Origin of the sequence: Singulisphaera photorubra, assembly GCF_045290345.1 — a bacterium.
Taxonomy (GTDB): Bacteria; Planctomycetota; Planctomycetia; order Isosphaerales; family Isosphaeraceae; genus Singulisphaera.
In genome coordinates, this window is sequence record NZ_CP155447.1 from 6,775,257 (window position 1) to 6,796,214 (window position 20,958).

The 20,958-nt window shown below is 62.4% G+C and carries 13 protein-coding genes and 1 pseudogene; 9 read left to right on the top strand and 5 right to left on the bottom strand.

Annotated elements, in window-relative coordinates; all coding sequences use genetic code 11:
* Nucleotides 1-748: 748 nt before the first annotated feature.
* The 3 genes from V5E97_RS25435 to V5E97_RS25445 form a co-directional block, all read right to left on the bottom strand.
* Entirely contained in the window at nt 749-1,762 is a 1,014-nt protein-coding gene (locus tag V5E97_RS25435) for a class I SAM-dependent methyltransferase (RefSeq protein WP_406694392.1), read from the bottom strand.
* A gap of 406 nt (nt 1,763-2,168) precedes the next feature.
* Nucleotides 2,169-5,474 (bottom strand): response regulator, encoded by a 3,306-nt coding sequence (locus V5E97_RS25440; RefSeq protein ID WP_406694393.1) that lies wholly within the window; start codon nt 5,472-5,474, stop codon nt 2,169-2,171.
* Nucleotides 5,475-5,573: 99 nt separating this feature from the next.
* Nucleotides 5,574-7,025 carry an ATP-binding protein gene (locus tag V5E97_RS25445; RefSeq protein ID WP_406694394.1) on the bottom strand — a complete coding sequence of 484 codons (1,452 nt, stop codon included), beginning with the start codon at nt 7,023-7,025 and terminating at the stop codon, nt 5,574-5,576.
* Nucleotides 7,026-7,532: 507 nt separating this feature from the next.
* On the opposite strand from V5E97_RS25445, the gene V5E97_RS25450 reads away from it, so the two are divergent.
* The 3 genes from V5E97_RS25450 (at nt 7,533) to V5E97_RS25460 (ending at nt 11,128) form a co-directional block, all read left to right on the top strand.
* Nucleotides 7,533-8,510, top strand: a complete 978-nt coding sequence (locus tag V5E97_RS25450) for an MBOAT family O-acyltransferase (protein ID WP_406694395.1) — start codon at nt 7,533-7,535, stop codon at nt 8,508-8,510.
* Between the two features lie 111 nt (nt 8,511-8,621).
* The gene (locus V5E97_RS25455; protein WP_406694396.1) at nt 8,622-9,593 is read left to right on the top strand and encodes a HEAT repeat domain-containing protein; all 972 of its coding nucleotides are present in this window, start codon (nt 8,622-8,624) and stop codon (nt 9,591-9,593) included.
* A 275-nt stretch (nt 9,594-9,868) separates the two neighbouring features.
* Complete coding sequence (locus V5E97_RS25460; protein ID WP_406694397.1) at nt 9,869-11,128, top strand: hypothetical protein; 1,260 nt, start codon at nt 9,869-9,871, stop codon at nt 11,126-11,128.
* A 179-nt stretch (nt 11,129-11,307) separates the two neighbouring features.
* Here the strand turns inward: V5E97_RS25460 and V5E97_RS25465 are convergent, their stop codons facing one another.
* Entirely contained in the window at nt 11,308-12,816 is a 1,509-nt protein-coding gene (locus tag V5E97_RS25465; protein ID WP_406694398.1) for a Gfo/Idh/MocA family protein, read from the bottom strand.
* A gap of 537 nt (nt 12,817-13,353) precedes the next feature.
* Here V5E97_RS25465 and V5E97_RS25470 point away from each other — a divergent pair.
* Both V5E97_RS25470 and V5E97_RS25475 read left to right on the top strand, forming a co-directional pair.
* A complete protein-coding gene (locus tag V5E97_RS25470) occupies nt 13,354-13,488 on the top strand; it encodes a hypothetical protein (RefSeq protein ID WP_406694399.1) in 135 nt (44 codons plus the stop codon).
* Nucleotides 13,489-13,523: 35 nt separating this feature from the next.
* Complete coding sequence (locus V5E97_RS25475) at nt 13,524-14,912, top strand: DUF6896 domain-containing protein (protein WP_406694400.1); 1,389 nt, start codon at nt 13,524-13,526, stop codon at nt 14,910-14,912.
* Nucleotides 14,913-14,956: 44 nt separating this feature from the next.
* Here V5E97_RS25475 and V5E97_RS25480 read toward each other — a convergent pair.
* A pseudogene (locus V5E97_RS25480) lies at nt 14,957-16,272 on the bottom strand (IS701 family transposase).
* A 107-nt stretch (nt 16,273-16,379) separates the two neighbouring features.
* On the opposite strand from V5E97_RS25480, the gene V5E97_RS25485 reads away from it, so the two are divergent.
* The 4 genes from V5E97_RS25485 to V5E97_RS25500 all read left to right on the top strand — a co-directional run bounded on the left by V5E97_RS25485 (nt 16,380) and on the right by V5E97_RS25500 (nt 20,837).
* Nucleotides 16,380-16,763, top strand: a complete 384-nt coding sequence (locus tag V5E97_RS25485) for a hypothetical protein (protein ID WP_406694402.1) — start codon at nt 16,380-16,382, stop codon at nt 16,761-16,763.
* A gap of 480 nt (nt 16,764-17,243) precedes the next feature.
* On the top strand, nt 17,244-18,338 hold the full coding sequence (locus V5E97_RS25490; RefSeq protein WP_406694403.1) for a cytidine/deoxycytidylate deaminase family protein: 1,095 nt from the start codon (nt 17,244-17,246) through the stop codon (nt 18,336-18,338).
* Between the two features lie 303 nt (nt 18,339-18,641).
* Nucleotides 18,642-19,742: a serine hydrolase domain-containing protein gene (locus tag V5E97_RS25495; RefSeq protein ID WP_406694404.1), complete on the top strand. Its 1,101-nt coding sequence runs from the start codon at nt 18,642-18,644 to the stop codon at nt 19,740-19,742.
* 321 nt (nt 19,743-20,063) lie between these two features.
* Nucleotides 20,064-20,837 (top strand): hypothetical protein, encoded by a 774-nt coding sequence (locus V5E97_RS25500; protein ID WP_406694405.1) that lies wholly within the window; start codon nt 20,064-20,066, stop codon nt 20,835-20,837.
* Nucleotides 20,838-20,958: the final 121 nt, after the last annotated feature.

A 20,958-nucleotide genomic window follows, 5' to 3' on the forward strand; every position in this document is an offset into this window, starting at 1 on the left:
GAGCCAGCATTTTTGTTCGCCTCGCAGAAAACCCTGATGCCCGCCGGGCCGGAGTGTCAGCGACTCCGTACGCAACGCGGTAGCCGGAGATTCCCCGGCCGCATGCGGTCGGCCTCCGCGCGCGGCGCTGGCGCACCATAGCGGTCTGTCGCAACTGCGAAGTCGATGACGCACCGGGCCAGAATGGACGCGGAATGTACGACGGCGGTCGAGACACCCGTCAGCGGTTGGTTGATTTGCGCGTATCGAGCTAATCGACTGCAGTGTGTCGGACCGAAGTCGTCAGAACGGCCTGCTTCGGTTGTGATCGGGCGAGATAATCCAGCAGACGAAAGGGAGAGCCCTGGTTGCTGCAAACCGGGGGCGAGTTCTGGAGGCTGTGTCTGGCCGTGTTGCCCAGCGGTTGACTCGTGGCGGCGATGCTCAGGCACACGATACGTATGCCGGCACGGTCGCTGAAAACCCAGATGCTGGCGATCATCGAGCAGCCGCCTCGGGCGAGGAAAAACTTGGTCGGGCTGGGCGAGTCAGAGGGCTAACCAGATTCCGCAGCAAAAACTCAACGTATTTGATTCTTTAATTAAAAACAGTTCAAAATCACAAAGTAATGTAATGTCTGTCGGCATGTACTGGCTTGTTCGCCCTGATTGCCAGGGGCAATGCGATCCCAGCCTCGACCGATGACCGATCCCGACGCGCGACGACGACGCGGCGCCGGAAAGCCGGCGCCGCGATCCCTGCATCTCGTTCAATCCTTATACGACACCACCGCCTGTTGCGTGGTTGGCGCGAGTGCGTGGAATTCGCTACGCACGAACCCGGCCCGGGCGAACATGTCCTGGAATTCCGTGAACGTATAGGCGTCGCCGCGGGCCGTCGTGGCGAGCATCACCAGCGCGAAGCCGGCCGTTGCCGGCGGCGTGACGCGATCGGGTTCGGGGATGAAATCAAGCGTCAGGGTCCGACCACCCGGGGCGAGGGCCGCATACGCGTTGGCCGCCAACTGTTCGCAGGTCGATCGATCGAAGTGGTGCAGGAAGTTCGTCAGGAGGACGAGGTCGTAAGGACCGCCCCAGGCCACGTCGAAGGCACTGCCCGGGCGCAAGGCATACCGCTCGTTAACGCCGGCCCGCCGCGCATTTTCCTCCGCAACCGCCAGCACGTTCGGCCAGTCCAGCGCCGTGATCTGAGCCTCGGGATAGCGTTCGGCGATCGTGATGCCGAACAAACCGTGTCCCGCGGCGACGTCGAGCACGCGCAGCGGCCGCCCGGCGTCCCCACCGACCAAGCCCGCGAGCAACTGAGCAGGCATCTGCATGAGCGGGGCCATCGCGCGGGCGAATTCCACCCAGATCGGATTGTCGTGGGAGACCGTCCCCTCCTCGGAGGCCGCCGTACCGCCCCGCCGCACGGCCGCTGTCAATTGTTGAAAACTCTCCCTCAAATCGGGTGCGAGCATGAACCGCGCTGCACCTCCCACATAGGCAGGCGACTCGCGATTCAGGAACACCCGCGTGTCGTCGGTGAGCTCGTAGCGGTCGCCTTCCTTGTGGAGGAAGCCGAGGATGGTGAGATAGTCTGCCAGGATGCGGATGCCCCGAGGAGCGGCCTGGGATGCCTCGGCCAACTCGGCCGCCGTCTGCCGCCCCGCCGCCACAAGAGAGAACAAGTCCAGCTCGATGGCTGCCTGGAGCGCCTCCGTACGCTGATAAGCACTGATCGTATCGAAGAACAATTCGGGGGACGGTGGTCGCATAGCCATTGCGTATCCTTACTCGAGTGATCCTGAATCAAAACCCACGGCCTCGGATCGATATTACGTCGCGGAAGAGGCCGTGAATACCCTGCATTGCTGCGAGCATGATCGTTTGCACACCGTAATTAAACAGCGATCCGGAGGGCGACTTCTTCTGCCAACCAAACACATCACAATGTTACCTAACACAACAGCACTCTTTGTTGCAACATAACACAACATAATATTATCCGATGAACTTGCAAGCAAAATCGTCAAACACATACGCGGTGTTCCCCAACCCTGCGAGTACCACCAGGGTCTCCCCTGCCCCGCCCCAGCCAAGCACCCCAAGCTGGCCGGCCGGTTCCACCGCGACAAAATGGACCTTACATCCGAACGTGTCGCCCTATTCTCACTCATGTCTCGAATTTCAAAGATTGTCTGGATCGTTCGAGCGCGGGACGAATTCCGCGAGAGCCAATTCGAGCTCGTGGACCAACTTCTCGAGCGAGTGGTAGACATCCCCGATTTCGGTCAGCTCGCCGGCATTGCCCATGGACTCCAGCGTCTCCGCTGCGTTATAGGCCGCGGACTTGCCGAACACTCCGATTGCCCCCTTCAGCGAGTGAGCCGTTCGTTCGATCTTTGTCGCCTCCCCACAATCGATCGCGGCTCGGATCTCGGCCATCGATTGCGAAACCTCGCCTTGAAACACGGCCACGAGCTTCTCGACGTTCTCCCAACTGCCTCCGACTCGCTGGAGCAGTGCGTTCCGATCCAGCAGCACACTCTCGGGACGATTGGGAGGGGGCGGCGCCTCGGAACGGCCTTCCGGGGAGATCAAGCCCGCCGTCGTCTTGGGCGCGACGGCGGCGATGGCCTGGAGGAGGTCGCCGACCTCGATCGGCTTGGAGACATAACCGTCCATGCCCGCCTGCAGGCAATGCTCCCGATCGCCCTTGATGGCGTGGGCAGTCATCGCGACGATCGGGATGTGTCGGCCTGTCCCCCGCTCTTTCGCCCGGATGCAGGCCGTCGCCTCGAGGCCATCCATCTCGGGCATCTGCACGTCCATCAGGATCAGGTCGAATTCCTGTTTCTCCAAGGCGGCGAGGGCCTCCTTGCCATTGCCGGCGACGATCACGTTGTGCCCGCGCTTCTCCAGCATGATTGTTGCCAGCGTCTGATTGACGGCGTTGTCCTCCACCAGCAAGATTCGGAGACGCTGCGACCGGGCTGACAAATCTCCAGGCTCGAGACGGTGAACGCGGGAGGCCAAGTCCCCGCGTCCATCGGCGCCCCCGGCCGTGCCCAAAGACGTGACAATGGCGTCCAGCAGCTCTGAGCGTTTGATCGGCTTCACCAGATAGGCGTCAACCCCCAACCGCCGGCAGCGGGCGACGTCCCCTGACTGGTCGGCGGACGAGAGCATCATCAGAGTAGAACGGGCCAGCTCGGGGTGCGCCTTGATCTGTTCGAGGAGGGTGAAGCCGTCCATCCCTGGCATCATCGCATCCGCGAGCACCAAGGCGTAGGGATCGCCCGTGGCGGCCGCTCGCTTCATCTCCGCCAGCGCGGTGGGGCCGTCTTCGACGGCCTTGGGCCTCATGTGCCATTTGGTCAAGATCTCTTCCAGGATCAGACGGTTGGTCGCGTTGTCGTCGACGACCAGCACCGACAGGTTGTCAACCAAGGTCGACCCGGCGGAGTCCCGCGTGATCCCAGGGTCCTTCCGCACGCTCAGCCGAACGGTGAAGTGGAAAGTGCTCCCCTGGCCGGCCTCGCTCTCGACCCAGACCCGTCCCCGCATTAGAGCGACGAGCCTTGAGGAAATCGTCAGGCCGAGCCCGGTGCCACCGTACTGCCGTGTCGTGGAGCTATCGGCCTGTGTGAACGCCTCGAAGATCAGGTCTTGCCGCTCGCGGGGGATGCCAACCCCGGTGTCGGTCACTCGGAAGTGCAGACAGACTTCGTCGGCCGTCTGCGACTCCTTCTCGACACGGACGACCACCTCACCATGCTCGGTGAACTTGATGGCGTTGCCGACCAGGTTGACGACAACCTGGCGAAGCCTTCCCGGATCACCCACGAGTGTCTCGGGGACGTCGGGAGCAATATGATAGGCGAGTTCGAGCCGTTTCTTGTGCGCCCGCAAGGCCAGCGCCTTCATCGTGTTGCCGAGGCTTTCGTGAAGGGAGAAGTCGATCGACTCGAGATCGAGTTTGCCCGCCTCGATCTTCGATAGGTCGAGGATGTCGTTGATCAGCGTCAAGAGTGACTCGGACGACTCCTTCACGAGCCCGAGGTACTGCCGCTGTTCGGGAGTGAGATCGGTGTCGAGGGTGAGCTCCGTCATCCCGATGATGGCATTCATCGGCGTGCGGATCTCGTGGCTCATGGTGGCGAGGAAGGTGCTCTTGGCTTGGGTCGCTAGCTCGGCGGCGTCCTTGGCGACGCGCACCTCCGCCTCTGCCGCCCGGGCTCGGGCGCTCTCTTCCCGCGCCTGGGCCCATTCCGCGCGCAGACGCGTGGCGATGTTATTGAAGGCGGTGGCCACCTGACCCAGTTCGTCCCTGGTCTCGAGGATGACGTGCTGGTCCACCGCGCCGCCGAGCATACGTTCCGAGGCCTCCCTCAGTCGTCTCACGGTGGCCAGGATGCCAAGATAGATGGCCAACAAGAGATAGGCGACCAAGAGCAGCATCACCGCTGCGAACGCCTCAACGAGATGCTTTTTCCGGGTTAAACCGTCGATGCGGGCTTGCAGCAGGCCCTCCAGGTTGACGACAGCCCGGTCCCAGAGGGAGTAGTTGGCTTCCAGGCTATTCTGGACGAGCCGGTCGTAGTCGGCCGGCTGGATCGCAATCGCCTCGGACCTGATGACTTCGCCGTCGATCGCGTTCAGGAGTGCCTCCGTGGCGACCTGATGGTCGCGGAGCGGCGGCCCTAGATTGGTTTTCAGGTTGGCCGCGGGATTGTTCCGGAACGCGACGTCAAGTCCCCTCCTGGTCGCCTCCCCGTTGGAACGCAGCAAGCTGGACAGGCTGATGAACTCCGTCTTCTCCTCCCCCGTGGGCGTTCTGCCTTTGACGACGCCCTTACCCAATGAACTCGCAAGGGCCAGGAGATCCTGGCCTTCAGCGAGCGCGAGGAGAATGGTGTCCACCAAATAATAACTATCAAGATCCGTATCCAAAATCAGATTTGACGTGTTACTTACGTAAGCGTTCAGGCCGCGGATCTCTGCAAGGAGCTGCCTGTGCAATTCATCACTGTCGCCGGACTCCAGTTTCAACAGCTTCTCCCTGAGGAACCGCGCGTTCTCCCGGAGCGCGTCGTGTTTGCTCGTCGTCCGGAGGTTGCGGCCGAGTTCCCTCTCGATGGTTCGCAAGGTCTCCAGGTCCTCGCTGATCTCCGCCTGCTTGCCGACCAACGCGGGCCGGAGCGAGACCTTCCCGTTGCCGTAGGCGTGTGCGAGCGTTCGACTCTGGAGGACATGCTCGAAGAGTTGGCGCAGGGGGCGCAAATACCGGGCGCCCTGGATCTCCTTCCGGGCGAACTCAATCCGGGCGTCCATCTCAGAGATCAGGAGGCCCATGACAAGAGCCAGAGGCATCACAAATAACAGGCTGACGAGCGCGAACTTTCGCGGGTAGGTGAGGCGGTTCATGACCGCGACCGCCGGCGCCATCAGCCAAGGCTGACGATCCGGCACCGAACCCGAGTTTGCGATCATGGGACACCTCCACGAGCCGCCGTGCGAATAGGCTTGAATGCGAATTCCTCGACCTGTTGATCATCAATTCCGTTTTCCGAACCTGATCGACCGTCCCGGTCAACTTGGCCGGAGTGGGCCTATGAGGCCGCCGGCGGCGGGGGGCCGGATCGGCAGATCAACGACGATGCGCGTGCCGCCGGGGGAGGTGGACTCGACGGCGATGGTTCCACCATGAGCGCGGACGATCCCATAACTGATGCTCAACCCTAGCCCCGTGCCCTTGCCCTGGGACTTGGTGGTAAAGAACGGGTCGAAGATCTTGCCGAGCACATCCGGCGGGATGCCGGTACCGGTATCGGTGACCGTGATCTCCACGCCATCCTCCTTGGCGCACGTGCCGACGATGACGCGGCCGCCCGGCTTGCAGGCGTCGACGGCATTCGTCACCAGGCTGAGCACCACTTGGTTGATCCTCGCGGGATAGCAGGTAACGAGCGGCAAGGGGGCGAGAACGGTCTCCAGCGCGACCTGAAGTTCGCAGGCCCGGCCGCGGGCGAGGTCGAGCGTCGAGGCGATGCCCCTGTTCAGGTCCGCCTCCTTGAGCTCCTGTTCATCGAGCCGGGCGAAGTCGCGCAGGCTCGCGACGATGTGCTGGATGCGTTTCGCCCCGTCGGCGGTGCGTTCGAGCAGCCGGTCGAGGTTCTTGAGGATGTAGGGAAGGTCGACCTTCTCAGCAAACTCCTCGATCGGCTCGACCAGTTCAGGCCGATCCACGGCAAGGGGAGCCATGGCCTCTCGGTAGAGACTGAGCATCGCTTCCACAGAGCCGAGGTCGCGACGGAGGATGGTGATGTTGTTGATGACGAAGGCCAGCGGATTGTTGATCTCATGGGCCACGCCGGCGGCCAATTGCCCCAGCGAGGTCATCTTTTCGTTCTGAATGAGATGGCTCTCGGCCCGCTTCAGTTCCTCGTGGGCACGACGTTCCGACTCCACCGACCTTTGTAACTCGAGGTTGCGCTGTTCCAGTTTCCGGTTCGCCTCGCGTAGTGCGACCGCGCTTTGGCGATATCGTGCATTGATATGAACGACGTCTTCGAAGGCGGACACGAGGATATCGAGAAGTTGTTCGCGGCCGGCGGCCAGTTCGAATTCCTGATCGAGGAAAGTGACGCGAGTGCGGGGCGAGGGCTCGGGGGTGCCCCCTCGCTGCAGGACCCGCCTGACACATCCGAGGATCTCCGCGGGGGTGCGTTGCTTGGTGACGAAGCCGTCGGCGCCGGCCTGGAGCCCGCGCAGCACGTTCACGGGGTCGACCTCGCTGGTGCAGACGACGATGGGGATGTTGCGGTGGATGGGGTCGGCCTTGAGGCGTCGGCAGAGGTCGAAGCCGCTGTCGCCGGGGAGGTGGAGGTCGCTGAGGACGACGTCGAAGCTTTCCTCATTCAGACGCCGGAAGCCGGTTTCGGCGTCGGGGGCGAGGACGACCTCGAATCCGGCTTCTTCGAGAATGAAGCCGAGGTGCTGGGCCTGAGTCGGACTGTCCTCGACGACGATCACGCGCGGCATGGTTCGGTTCTCGGGAGGCTTGTTACTGACCTCATTTCACGAGCATGCCTTTCGCTATGCTCGACTGGTCCACGTCTTTGGGGCCGTCACGGCGATCGCATCAGAAGTTGAACCGAGCTCTCGAGCTCCCCGACCGAGGACGTAGCCAGTACTATCCTAACGGACGAGCGCTCCGCGTTGATCGAATCCTTCGCCGCTGTCTTTAGGCATCCGATTTCTCAGCGGTTGCTCGTGCTCTTGGTGGCGTCGGACAGCGCCGACCTCCTCAGGATTTCTCGCGATGGGGCCAGTTGAAGACGAAGGGAAATCCACGTTCCGTGGCGAGGTCACGTCATCCCACCCGGAGATTCCCGGGGTTCGGCGCTGGACACCCAGAGAACAGGCGTTCATACTGAGTCCGAAAGGCGAAGACCAGGGCGAGGGTGCTACGGCAATCGGTGCTACTCCGGCCTCAAATCGGTCACAATGGTCGCTCGGCTGTCCGTTGTCGATGGCGTGAGGTCATGAATGACTAAGGATGTGGGTTGGCTTTTCCTGGCGATCCTTGTCGCTTATGGCTTCGCTATGGTCGCGCCGCTTCCGAGATACCGGCTTCGAGGTCGGGTCGGCGCCTTCATCGGCTGGTGTTTCGTGCCGCTCATCCTGGTTTGCCCATTGCTCATCCCGTCCGCGAATCTGGGACTTCGGGCCGCGTCCGCCTTCGCATCGGGCGACATCACCTTCAAGATGATTGAGTACTTTTGCCATTGGGACAAGGTCGACCGGCGCATCGTCCTTCGTGAATATTACCGCTTCTTGATTCCGTTCCCAATACTCTCCGCCGTCTATCCCGATCACAAGCGGCGGTTGCTGCGTCCGGAGTGCCCCTGGCCGCTGGTTCTGCGGCTCTTCGGTGGGATCGTCGGTTGCGCCATAGCCCTCCTGGCGGTCAGAGCGTTATCCGGGATCGCCCTGGTCCGATCGTGCTTTGCGCTGAACCATGCCGTGATGTTACTGACCTTCGTGCTCGCCATCGAATCGCTCTCGCGAGCGCTTTGCGCCCTCGAACGCCTGGCAGGATTCGACACGACTCCAATCATCCGAAACGCCTACCTGTCGCGGACCGTCTCCGAGTTCTGGCGGCGGTACAACGGCCGGATCCATGACTGGCTCTATCGCAACGTCTTCCAGGCGACCGGCGGCCGACGCACCCCGGTCCGCTCCCTGCTGCTGGTGTTCCTGATCAGCGGTCTATTCCACGAGGCGATGTTCGCGCTGGCGACCTCGCGACTGACCGGTTACCAGTTCGCGTTTTTCACGATCCAAGGGCCGGCGGCGCTCGCCTCGGGGCGTCTCGAACGCCTGGCCAAGCGAGGCGGGATCGCGGGCCAGATCATGGCCCACGGGGCCACGATCCTCTTCGTCGCCGTCACGTCCGTTCTCTTCTTCGACGGGGTCGGCAAGGTTTTCCCCTTCCTCTATGTCAGCCAGTCGCCTCTGTGGTAGGACCTGTTCCTCAACTGCCCGTTCGGCCGGCCTGGTGCGGTTCTCGGGCGGCCGGTCCCGAGGCTGATGCGGTCCGGCGATACCGCGTCCCCCCTGCCCTGGAGCGAAGCAATGGCAGCCCGTGAATCACTCGACGACAAGCTGGCGGCGATCCGGGCACTTCGCGGCCAGGAGCTCACCAACGAACAGAAGGGCGGGCTGCGGAAGCGGATCAACGACCGGTCGAATCTGGTCGTCGCGGCGGCAGCCGCGATCGCCGGCGAGAACGCGCTCGCCGAACTGGCCGGAGACCTGGAGGCGGCCTTCGACCGCTTCCTGGTCAATCCCCTCAAGGACGACAAGCTCTGCCGCGCCAAGCTCGCAATCGTCCAGGCCCTCGACCGGATGGAGCACCCGCAGCCTGACGTCTTCTTGAAAGCGGCGAGCCACGTGCAGTTCGAACCAGTCTGGGGAGGAACGGAGGATTCCGCCCCGCCCCTCCGCGCGGCGGCCCTCGTCGCCCTGGCGCGTACGGAAGGCCCGGACTCCCTGCCCGTGCTGGTCGACGCCATGGCCGATCCTGCCAAGGACGTGCGGATCGCGGCGGCGGTGGCGCTCGGTGCCGTCGGGACGACGGGCGCGGGCCTGGTGCTCCGCCTCAAGGTCCGCCTTGGCGACAAGGACCCGGACGTGCTCTCCGAGTGCCTCGGCGGCCTCCTGACGGTCGATCCCAAGGAGAACTTACCGCTCGTCGCCAAATTCCTCGATCCGGGCAATCCCCCCACGTGCGAGGCGGCGGTCATGGCGCTGGGGAGGTCGCGTCTGCCCGAGGCGCTCGACCCACTCAGGGATTGCTGGGAACGGTCCCACTCCTCCGAACTGGGACGGCACGTCCTCCTGGCCATCGCCATCCTTCGCCGACCGGCCGCGATGGACTTCCTGGCGGACCTCGTCGCGTCTGAGGAGGAGCCAGCCGCGATCGCCGCCCTGTCGGCACTCGGGATCTACAAGGATGACCCGCGCCTGAGCGAGCGGATCGCGGTGGTCGTCCGGGAGCGGGGAAGCCCGAGGCTCCAGACCGCGTTCGAGCGTGAGTTCGGGTAGGACTATGCGGGGTCGATCGGAGCCGACCCGCGTCCTTGCGATCCGGGCTGGACGAGGTCGAGACGCGCCCCAGTATGGAAGTGAACGTCACCTCCATCACGAGTCGCCCCAACGGCACTCATGGATCGCGATAAAGTTCCCCCACTGTGGTAATCCTTCAGTTCGGCGGCACAGGTTCGCTGCCATGTCGGCCTCCATCAAAGATGAAAAGGGGACCGAGCCCTTCACGACCGACATAAGCCAACGATTCTCGGCTGACAGGGAAATCAGAATCGATGTCTGACTCTCAACGTCTGCTTGAATTGATCGAAACGTGCGTTATCGAACATGGTGGTGATCTTGGTGGCTGGAGCCGTCGCATCGACGACAGGCTGCAGCTCTTTGACGGACGCGTGACTCTGCGTGCCGAGCTGAAAGACGCAGGGCCGTCGCCCGATGACGGCTTAGTACACGCCCATGTCCTGATAACGTTGCACGACTACGACGACGAAATACTCGATGCGTGCCTGTTCGGAATCGGCAACGACCGCGAGGAGGCGTTGAGCCAGGTTGCCCTGATCTGGATGACCAGCGTTGCCGGACCGATCAAGTCGTTCATTGACAACAAGCCGGTTTGCATGACCTGCCAGGCGGGTGTTCAGGGGGGCAACGCCTCGGAGGGCTATTCCGAAAGCGACTACGGTCTGCCCGATCTCCGCGCATTTGTCGGCCCCGCGCTCTCGCGCGGATTCAACGACGAACGGGTTCAATCGGCCATTGACGGCACACAGCCCTGGTTCCGCTTTGCTGCTGAGTCAGCGGCACCACGCAGGGTGCATCTGGCGAAAGCTTCGATTATCTCGAAAGGGAAAGACGGTTGGCGCCGGGAATTGGAGATCGATGGGCATGACGTATCCCACCATGACCCCGATTGGCCGGCCGGCGTGCAAGCCCCCGATTTTGGATACCTGACGCGGTTTGCGGTATTCGAGTTTCCCCGCAATTCCTCGGTGATTCACCTGCGCGCGAAGCTGGAAGAGACCATACGTCATTTCGCCGAGAACTTTGCGAAATACGATTCGGCCGATCTTCTCATGAACGAAATGCTCAGCCAGGGGTTTGACCCTGATCATGTTCATGAAACAGAGTCGATCTCGACGATCGCCTTCGGACGCGCTCTTTTTGAGCACCATGGGGTCCAGTATTCCTCGACCGTCATCCGCGCTCGCCGAGATGGTCGGGTCCAAGCCGATGTTCCCCTGATGTCGATTCCGGCTTATTCTCGCGCCCGGGCACTCGCCGTTCAATTGCGCGAGACGATGCCGGAGAACGACTTCCAGGCGCTCTGCCTCTACAACGCGGAGTCACACGCGATCGTCAAGGCGATCGAGGCCAACGGCGACAACCTGGACCTGACCAAGATCAAGCTGTATCCGTGTGTCGTGCCCGACCGAGGGGTAAGCGATCAAACGATGGATGCCGCGCTCGCAATGCTGAATATGCTGATCGAACGGAACCGCTCGACCAAAAAGAAGCCATGGTGGAAGTTCTGGTAGCCAAACAGCGGCCTGCAGAAGGATCCACCCTGAGCAAGAGGAACGTTTGAACTGCGCCCCTTGGGACTGGATCCACTGGGGGCCGCCGTTCTGGCACGGCGGCAGCCTCGGCATGCTGACAGCGAACGGGCTTGAATTCCTGCTGCCGAGGCCGCAACCCATGCGAGTTCAGGAACGGTTCATCCCCCGGTGATCTCGGGGACCACGAAGGGCTTGCGGTACTCGCGCCGGGAGAGCTCATTGGCGGCGTCCGCGAAGTCACCGACGAAGCGGCCCTGCTTCGCGTCGAGCGTCACCCAGGGGCCGAGCGTGGCCGGGGTGGCGTCGAGCTCCACGCCATTCTTGCGCAGAGCCTCGCTGCAGCGGTCGAATGCGTCGGCCAACTCTCCGTCGCCGGTGATCGTGGCTCGGATCGCCTCGGGCGATGCCTGTTTCCCGAGCCGATGAGAAACGTTCGCCATGTGGCAGCAGGCCGCAGAGAGGTGCCCCTGGAGTGCCTCGGCCGCCAGGTCACTGGTCTGCCGGCTGCGAACGGCGGCGACGAAGCCGGAGAGGTGGGCGATTTCCATCGCCTTGGGACTGTCTCCATCCGCGATGTCCTCGATCTTCTTGCCCTGGCGATCGAAGATTGCCCCGCCGGATGCATCGCCCGCGAAGTATCCCTCTTCGCAGTCGATCACAACCCCCTTGTTCTGGCCTCGGAACCTTCCCATCGGGTCCGCGCCCTTGGCGACGCTCACGTTGCGGATCTCACAGATGAGCGGGGCCGGTCGGTAATCCAGCAGTGCGACCTGCGTGTTGGCTGTCTCGCCGGAGTCATTGAATCCGAACCGGCCGCCGATGCTCATGGCGCGCGGAGGGGTCTGGTTCTGGCCCAGGGCCCATCGGCAGATATCGATGACGTGGATCCCGTTATTCCCGATCTCGCCGTTGCCCGTGTCCCAGACCCAGTGCCAATCGTAGTGCAACTGCTTGCGCATCAGCGGCTTGTTTGAGGCCGGGCCGCACCAGAGGTCGTAATCCACCGTGCTCGGCGGCGACGTGGGGGCGTCGACCGACCCGATGCCATTGCGCGCCCGATACACCAGCGCGTGGGCATAACGCATGGCCCCGAGCTCGCCCCCCTTCAGGCGGTCGAACACCCGGCGGAGGAGCGTGCTCGAACGGTTCTGGGTGCCAACCTGGACCATCCGGCCATGCTTGCGGGCCGCCGCCACCATCTGCCGTCCTTCCCAGAGGTCGTACGAGAACGGCTTCTCGACATAGACGTCCTTGCCAGCCTGACAGGCCCAGATCGTCGCAAGGGCATGCCAGTGGTTGGGTAGGGCAATCACCACCGCGTCGATGTTCTTGTCGTCGAAGACCCTGCGCAGGTCCGTATGAGCGGCGACCTTTCCCTCGTGGTCGCTGGCCGCCTTGACTTCGCGGTCGAGGTGCGCCTGGTCCACGTCGCAGAGCGCGACAATCCTGGCGCCGGAGATCTCCCGGAGCCGGCCGATGAGCTGGTGACCCCGCCCGCCCACGCCACCGACCGCGTTGGTCGCCCCCAACCCGATGACCGCCACGCGAACCGCTTCATTGGGGCCGACCGACCGGGGCTCAGCGCCCATCATCAGACGCGGTGCTCCCAGCGCCAGACCGGCCGCCATTGAGCTACCCAGAAAGCTCCTGCGTGGGATCGGTTTCATAGTGCGACTCACCATCGACCTTGGAGTAGTTCAGATTGAACAGACGTTCCCGGATCGACAGCCAAATGAGTACGACCCGGTCGATACGACATACGATTGCGCTGCGGGTATCCATCAGCTTCGTTCGTCATTCCAGCCGCAACCGTGCGGGCCCAGCTCTCAGCATCCCTGTCATTCTGCCACAAGACCGAAGCTTACAGGACGCGTTCCCGCACGTCAAACAGCGGAAGGCCAGACCAACGTGCCGAGGACTTCAGAAATTTCGGGGGGGGTGACGCGCACCGCCGTGGGGCTGGTCTTCGACGCCCTCGACGCAGACCACCCGGCCGGTCCCCTGCCCCGGCCACCCACCTGATCGAGCGAGTCGGAGCCATATGCGAGGTCTGCCTTGGCGATAAAAGCAGAGACTTCATCCATGCACTACATTAAAACAAGAAGATACGCAACCCGACCGACCGGCTGTGAGTGAGCGTCACCACGGTTGCTTCCGTGGGGATATCTCACCGTCGGGGTTTGCGTGCCGGAACTGAGGATTTGATGGACGCTCATCTCGATGCACTCCTCGCGGCTTTCGTCCGGTTCAAGGAGTCCGAGCCTATCGACCTGGTGGCTTCGCTCAGGGATTACCTGAGCCCGGTGCGCTACCGTCGCCATGGAACACGTGGGCTCTGATCGGTCTCACCCGCCATCGGGAACGGCAGCACTGGGTGGCCAAGATCATTCGCAACCGGCTGCATGGCGAGTTGCCTGACTTGGCCGCTTTGGGCGCGATGGGCCACCCGGACGGCGTCCCACAAAGCGGCCCGGTGCCGGGCATGCCCGATTGGGAGTATTACTTCCACGGCCGCGGATGCTGTATCAGTCATAAGGTCGATGGCGACGCCATCGACGTGGATTTCTGGGATGATTCCGCAGATTACTTCGACACATATTTCTACAGAAACTACCTGGAATCGCTCCGCCGGCCGGAACCGCCCGAGCAACGCCTGCGAGAGTTGTACCACTCGGCCCGCACGGTGACCATCGCTGTCACCGACCTGCTCGCGGCCGGCGCACTTACCCCGCTACCGGGCAGTCAGCATCATCCGTATCGCCTCGCAGATGAGGTGATGGCGATCGCCGACGACATCGACTCATTCTGCACCACCTGGGCCGATGCTGACCGCAGGGTGTGGCTTGCCGCCGTGATCGGCGACTGGCTGGCGGCAGACGAGGCAGCAGCCGGAAGGCCGGAGGTGACCGCAATCACCGGACCACGAGCCGGGCGGTGTCGCAAGATACATCTCCAGCGGCTCCATCGGGAGCTGCGTGAGCCATACCGGGGCGCTGACGCCCTTCAGGCCCTGGCCGACCTGCAAGCACCGGATCTCGACCAATGTCTGGAGGACGCACTGCGCAGCCCGCCGAGTGGGTTAATCTCGGTGGCGTTGGATATCATCGAGCAACGCGACAATCCCCGCTGGTGCGTCCGCGTCCACGAACTCTATTCCCGCGTCGATCCCAATGGTCAGCCTCCACAACCGCACCTCTGGATCACATCGCTCAAGTTCCTCCTCCGCCAAGGCCACCATACCGCCGAGGTGATCGCCTCGCTGGCCAAGGCCGGCGGGACGGAGGTGGGCGAGGCCGTCATGCTCTCGCTCGAACACGCTCCCGAACTGGCCCTGCCTCTCATCCGCAAGGGGTTAATCGCCGACGTGCCAATGAATCGGACCCAGGTTGCCGCCATTTTGGCCCTGATCAACGCGTCATGGAGCAAGCGGGAATTGTTAGCGGCACTGGAAGCGTCAGACGACCAGGCGAAAACCGCCGACGCCCGGGCCGCCCTGATGGAAACCGGGGATGAGGGGGACCAGCGGGCCGTGCTCGCCTGGGAGGCGCGGAACCCGCACGAGAACGAAATCGGCACTTACCTGGAAATCGGCGACCGCAGGCTGGGACCTTTCTATACGTTCGGCGAACTCTCGCTCAGGGACCGGGCCTCGAAGCTCACATACGAGATGGACAAGCTCCATGACCGGGTCATGAAGGTCAAAGACATCGTTCCCCCCGAACCGCCGAGTCCGCGACCGTGGTGGAAGTTCTGGGAAAAATAAAACCGCCTGGCCAAGGAACTCTACTTTCCGGGAGATCGTGCATGTCATGAGGACAGGCTGAATAGCCTGTCGGCTGTCGTCCGAATTTCCGCCTCGGTCACTCCGGGGCGTAGAGCCGCCCGAATCTCCTCCCCCAGAAGTTCACGCCGCCAGGCCCTCCTCTTATCCGCGTGGCTCGGTCGGCGAGATGACTTGTCCCAAGGAGAGGTCGAGCGGTCCACCAACACATCCGCCTCACGTTTCCAGGCCCACGCTTCGGTCATCGTGAACGTCCAGAGGCAGAGGTGGAACGCTCCGATGTTGGCCCACAAGAATCGCACCTGCTGCTGTCCCGCCCCGACGACCTGCTTGCAATCGCGGAAGGTGGTCTCCAGGCTGAAGCGGTCTGCGACCGCCCCAAGGATGTCGGCCACGCTCGCCTCGGTGTCGGTGCAGAAGTACGCCCGCCAGCCTGTCGGCTCATCGACCAGCACCACCCGGATTGGGCCGCCGACCGGACGCCACGTCGCCAGGAACGTCTTGTACCGTTTGACCGTGGCAACCCTGTAGAGCGTGAACGTCTCGGAGGACCAGCCGCGTCGCTGGCCGCCCCGCTTGGCCAGGTCGATCCTGCCCTCACCATAGGTGCGGGGCCGCCCACGTCGCCCTGGTGGTCGCGACAAGGGCACCGTCCGGAGAGCCGAATCCTTGCGGAGCCGGCTGACGACCGTCATCCCCAGGGCCGCCGCCGGCTTGAGGAAGGCGGCCTTAGCATAGGCCACATCGGCCACGACCCAGATCGGCAACTTCAACGTAGACAGCCACGGCTTGGCCCACCGGAGCAACTCGACGGCCAGCTCCAGCTTGGTGCGGAACGGTGGCCGGTCCTTCGGGTCGATGGCCGGCAGGTCCTTCTTGCGGACATAGAGCCGAGCCAATAGAGGCAGGGCGATCGTGCCCCACGCGTTACGGGTGACCAGCAGCCCGAGGACCACGAAGACGTGGCCGTAGACGTAGGCCGATCCGGCCGGGCCGGGGGTGGGGTTGTGATGCACGCCGGCCCCCTGGACCTGCGGCCCGTACCGCTTCGTCGGGGTGTCGTCCAGCGCGAGGGTCAGCCGCGTGCCGCCCCTGAGCAGCGGCCGGACCACCTCGGTCAGGAGGCGTGCGGCGATGCGATCAGCCTGCTTGCCGGCGGCCGCGACGGCGAGGTAACAGGAGCGGTACCGGTCGCTCAGCCCGGCTGCCCTGATCCAACTGGTGACGGTCCGCCGGCCCCGAGGAACAGGAGGGCGAGCCGTGGCGTGGATCGGCGATCGAGGGGCCCGGCGAGTCGAGCAAACCACTGGCATGACGCTAGGGTCGGATGCGAGAATGTCATCGGGGGACGGCTCGGTTCGGGGTGTCAGGCAGTGTGGTAACCGCCATCGTCCCGGTCGGGCCGGCCCCCGTCTGGCCGCCGATAGCGGGGCGACGGGAGACAAACCGTTGGATCAGATCCTCCTCGAACTCTTGATGCGACTGGAGGCCATCGGCGAGCGCGACGAGTCGCTGTTCGACACGGTCGTCCGCGAGAAGATGGGCGATCCGATCTTCTACGGGTTCATCAAGCCCGAGCCGGGATACGTCCTGCCCGATGACTACGGAATGCCCGACGAGGAGAACCGCCTCATCAAGGCCGCCCTCGGGACCTACATCGAGGGGGCTCGCCCCCTCGCGACGACTTTGGGCATCGATTCCTTTCACGAACGACTGGCCGCGTTCCAGAACTTGGATGTCCGGACCGAGCAAAAGAACGACTACGACGACTTCTTCGGATGGATGAATCCGGACCTGTTCGACCAGGCGGGGAATTTGAGGACGCGTCCGTAAGCCGGTGAGCTACGTCCCCTGCGCGGCGTGACTTCATGTAACAAAGCTGCGAAAAGTACAGCAAGGAAGGCAGTCCTACGCTTATGACTGATAGAAATATCCTTGGTCACTTCACCTCTCTTCCACTAGATCCGTGCTGAAGATGCAAAGTGTTTGCTGACGCCAACGTGTCTTTAGCACGGAATGTAAGCCCGGCATCGCAATGACCACCGACCGGCTTACACACATGAACCCGACGCCGCCAACAGGCCCAGCCTTTCAAGGCGAAGAAGTTTTCTGAACTGTAGGGTTGGTCAAATTCTTGCGGGAAGTAATCGCTCGCGACACGATGCCAGGCCATTTAATCACATGCCCACCTAATGAAAAGTGATTCCGGTCATCAAATTTTCGTTGAATTCGTAAAATGATCCATCCTAGGATGTTTGACGCTTGGGTCGAAAGATACTCGCATTACCCTTCACTCTCGTAAGGAGAGGACCAATGGAATCGCGCCGTGAGTTTTTGCAAACTGTAGCCGCCACCACCGCCGGTATAGCCTTGACTGATGGTGTGGCACAGGCTGGGCCACCTACACTCCCGGGCGCACCAGCTGTTCATCCTCCAGAACCTGAGGAAGGGCGGCTCAAACAATTCTGGAACGAGACGGTGAAGGATCTCGTCACTCTTCCCACGCCGCAACTTACTCCAGCTGAGGTCGAACGCCATCTGATTTATTGCGGTTTGCTGTCGTCTTTGGTCGTCCATTACTGGAACGGGAATAAGCGGGGCAAGGATGGCGAGTACCCCTGGCGTCCGAAACAACAGGTCTCAAACAAGCAGTATCAGGGTGGCGATTATCTAGGGCACAATATCGCCTGTCTGGCTGTGGATGCGGAAGGAGAAGTCATCGATTTTGATTTCAACCACAACGAGGTCTTCAGCAGTTCGGTCGAGCATGCCGAATCGCGGTTGATTCGTCGCATTTTTAGCCTTACTCAGATCAACAATGGATGGGCCACCAAGGGTATCATGGCACCCGCTGCTCCAACAACCTATTCCAATCTTCTGAGCGACGTCACGGTCTATACGTCTCTAGAGTCTTGCTCACAATGCTCTGGAATCATGGCCTTAGGATCGGTGAAGGAAGTCGTATACCTTCATCGCGATCCGGGGCAGAACAGTATTGGCAATATCTTGCGGCAATTAAGCCCCGAGAAGTCGAGCTTTAAAGCTCCTTTGCCCATTCCGGCTGACGTTTTAGGCTTCAACGCTTTCACAGAGTTGGGTACAGCCTACGAACGGTTTGCCAAAGAAGTTGGTAAAACTCCATTCTTTAAGCCCACCGTTGGCAAACCGGACACATCCAATTCAATCACGTCATTTCTCTGCACTGACCTAGCCTTAGATATCTTCAAGCAGGCCAAGCAGGACTTCGATAATTTGCAGACAGTCAAGTATGCCGACCACGTTCCCTCAACTGACGACGGAAAGCCGGTACCGAACGCTTTGACCAATCAGCGGGTGCTTGAGCACGCCCGAGCGTTCTTCGCGTATGGCTCGACTGAGGGTAAACGCGGAACTCCTCACCAAATGTGAGCAAATATCGCTAGTGTTTTGCTTCAGACGGAAATGGAGAGACGCCCCACCCGAGTTATACAAAAACTTGGCAGGAGTCTCACTATGAGAAAGTTCCGACTCTCTTGAGAGGGATCACCGAGGGGCAATGGCCGAACCGCAAAACGTCCGCCCAGAATCAACCGCTCGTGGCTGCCGCTCCAGAGACGGATTCGTATAGAGTATTGGGACTCTCGGGAATGGGCCTTGTGCCAGGCAGCCTGCTCACAACGGCTGTCGGTTCTCTTGGCTCTGACAACGCCTGCTTGCAGAGGAGACCATGTGATGCGGCGACGCACTTTTCTGGGGGCAGCATTAGCCGTTGCGAATGCTTCCCCTTTGTTTGCAGTCCAGCGCGGGGAGCGGTGGGATGCCGCGGCCGAAGTGCTCGAGCGGGCCACGGCGGCGAAGCAGTTGGAAGCGGCCGTGCTGCACGTGGTTCAAGGCGACGAGTCGTTCACGCGTCACTTCGGCAAGGCGACCTCCAACGACGCGATGTTCTTGCTCGGCTCCATTTCCAAGCCGATTAATGTAACGGCCATCATGACTCTGTTCGATCAAGGGAAGTTTCAGCTCGATGACCGCGTGAAGACGTTCTTGCCCGCATTCAGGGGAGAGGGGCGGGACGACGTGACGATCCGCCACCTCCTGACACACGTCTCCGGCTTGCCGGATCAGTTGGCCAATAACAACGAGCTGCGCAAGCAGCATGCACCTCTCAAGGAGTTCGCCGAACAGGCGATTCGCACGCCCCTCGATTTCGCTCCCGGCACCCGTTACCAATACTCGAGCATGGGGATCTTGCTTGCCACGCGAATTGGCGAGCTCGTCAGCGGGTCGGACATTCTCACGCTCGTCGACAGGAATGTCTTTCAGCCCCTGGACATGAAGCACTCGGCCCAAGGGCTCGGACGGTTCCCGCTGGAAAAGATGGTCTCATGCCAGAGCGAAGGTGCCGCGCCCGAATCGGGGAGCGGCGATTCGCAGGCCAAGCAGTGGAATTGGAACAGTCCTTACTGGCGGAAGCTGGGTGCTCCTTGGGGAGGAACGCACGCTTCCTCGCCGGACGTTGCCAAGTTTCTGGCCGAGTTCATGGGGGCCCGCGGCAAAGTCGTTAAGCCTGAGACGGCTCGGCTGATGATCAAGAACCACAATCCGGCGGGATTCACACCGCGAGGGTTGGGATTTGGCGTTGGCAAAGGGGCCGGCAGTCCCGGTTGCTCTGGGCAAACCTTCGGCCACACCGGATCCACGGGCACGCTCTGCTGGGCCGACCCGGCGAGCGACACGATTTGCGTCGTGTTCACATCGCTGCCAGGCCGCGCGGTGCAACCTCACCCGCGCGAGCTCGTGGGGGAGCGAGTCGCAGCGGCAGCTCACCGCTGATCAACAGGTGGCAGCCCCTCACAACGGCACTCCCCACGAAGGTGAACGCCTGAAAATTGGGCAATACGGACGACTTACGGCGATTGTGCCTTGAGAGGAGAATGTGGTACGCTTTGGAAATGTCTCGGGAAAGGTTCGAGACAACCTGGGGAACAAATGCGCGGTCTCGAAGTCTTGATCCGAGGCGTGTCCTACGGATAACGAGGTCTCCATACGCGTGCCGCGTGGGCTCTCTCCACGACAACAAAGGGGCGTGACGGGCGACCAACGATGGGCAGATCGCGCACTTTTTGATCTGAGTCAGAGGAAACGGGAATCGCCATGCGGGATGAAAATCCCGGGTCTGAGCCACCTCGCCGCTCCGGCCCCGACCGGGCCGTGGCCGAGCGCGAAGGCCCACCGAACGGATCGCGAGGGCGCCCCGAAGCGTCGGGCTGGGTCATCGAGACGGTGATCAGCCCGTTTCATTGCCTCTACCAAGACGCCCTGCACTTCCACACGCAGAGCCATCTTCGGCTCGTTCGGTCGGAGAGCGAGGCGAGCCGGCTGGCGCGTGGGGCATTGCTCCTCTATATCGCCAGCGCCGAGGCCCTGGTCCACCAGGCGGCGGTCGAGCTCGGACGCCCCGAGCTGACGGCCCTGATCGCCGACCCGAGCCGCCCTGCTCCCCTGGCCGACGTCTGGCGCCTGCTGCCTGCGATCGTCGCCGAGGGAGCGACCGGAGCGTTTGCCCCCGAGTCGGCCCCCTGGCCACAGTTTGCCGAGATGCTCGCATTGCGGACCTCGTGGCTCTACCCCGGTCCCGCAACTCAGCGGAAAGCCTACTACCGCTCGCCCCGCAGCGACGCCGCCTACGAGCCTCTCGAACCGCACCTGACCCCGTCAGGGCTGCCCGTCTCCCCGGACAGCCTCCTCTATCCTCTGACCGGCCTGCCGCGCGATCCGTACGCGCTCCGGCCGCGGCACCTCGACACGGCTCGGAGCGTCCTCGATGCCGCCATTGAGGGCCTCGACCGCCGCCTCGGCGGTGCATTGACCCGCAACCAGCGCCATCGCAAAGAGCCGGTTCGCGTGGTCTATCCCCAGCAGAAGTAGGGGAAAAATAAAGCCGGCGAGAAACGTCAGAAATCGCCGGCAGGCCAAGACCGCTTGACCCGTCACTTTCGCCCGGTCGAAAGCCGTGTGTCCGGCGCCTCGCGGGCGGCTGCTTAGCTCG

Bases quoted from the DNA above. Each gene is read 5' to 3' on its own strand.
- V5E97_RS25440 (WP_406694393.1), bottom strand. From the start codon at position 5,474: ATGATCGCAAACTCGGGTTCGGTGCCGGATCGTCAGCCTTGGCTGATG.
- V5E97_RS25500 (WP_406694405.1), top strand. From the start codon at position 20,064: ATGCGGGATGAAAATCCCGGGTCTGAGCCACCTCGCCGCTCCGGCCCC.
- V5E97_RS25450 (WP_406694395.1), top strand. From the start codon at position 7,533: ATGACTAAGGATGTGGGTTGGCTTTTCCTGGCGATCCTTGTCGCTTAT.
- V5E97_RS25490 (WP_406694403.1), top strand. From the start codon at position 17,244: ATGGAATCGCGCCGTGAGTTTTTGCAAACTGTAGCCGCCACCACCGCC.
- V5E97_RS25455 (WP_406694396.1), top strand. From the start codon at position 8,622: ATGGCAGCCCGTGAATCACTCGACGACAAGCTGGCGGCGATCCGGGCA.
- V5E97_RS25435 (WP_406694392.1), bottom strand. From the start codon at position 1,762: ATGGCTATGCGACCACCGTCCCCCGAATTGTTCTTCGATACGATCAGT.
- V5E97_RS25470 (WP_406694399.1), top strand. From the start codon at position 13,354: ATGGACGCTCATCTCGATGCACTCCTCGCGGCTTTCGTCCGGTTCAAG.
- V5E97_RS25465 (WP_406694398.1), bottom strand. From the start codon at position 12,816: ATGAAACCGATCCCACGCAGGAGCTTTCTGGGTAGCTCAATGGCGGCC.
- V5E97_RS25445 (WP_406694394.1), bottom strand. From the start codon at position 7,025: ATGCCGCGCGTGATCGTCGTCGAGGACAGTCCGACTCAGGCCCAGCAC.
- V5E97_RS25495 (WP_406694404.1), top strand. From the start codon at position 18,642: ATGCGGCGACGCACTTTTCTGGGGGCAGCATTAGCCGTTGCGAATGCT.
- V5E97_RS25460 (WP_406694397.1), top strand. From the start codon at position 9,869: ATGTCTGACTCTCAACGTCTGCTTGAATTGATCGAAACGTGCGTTATC.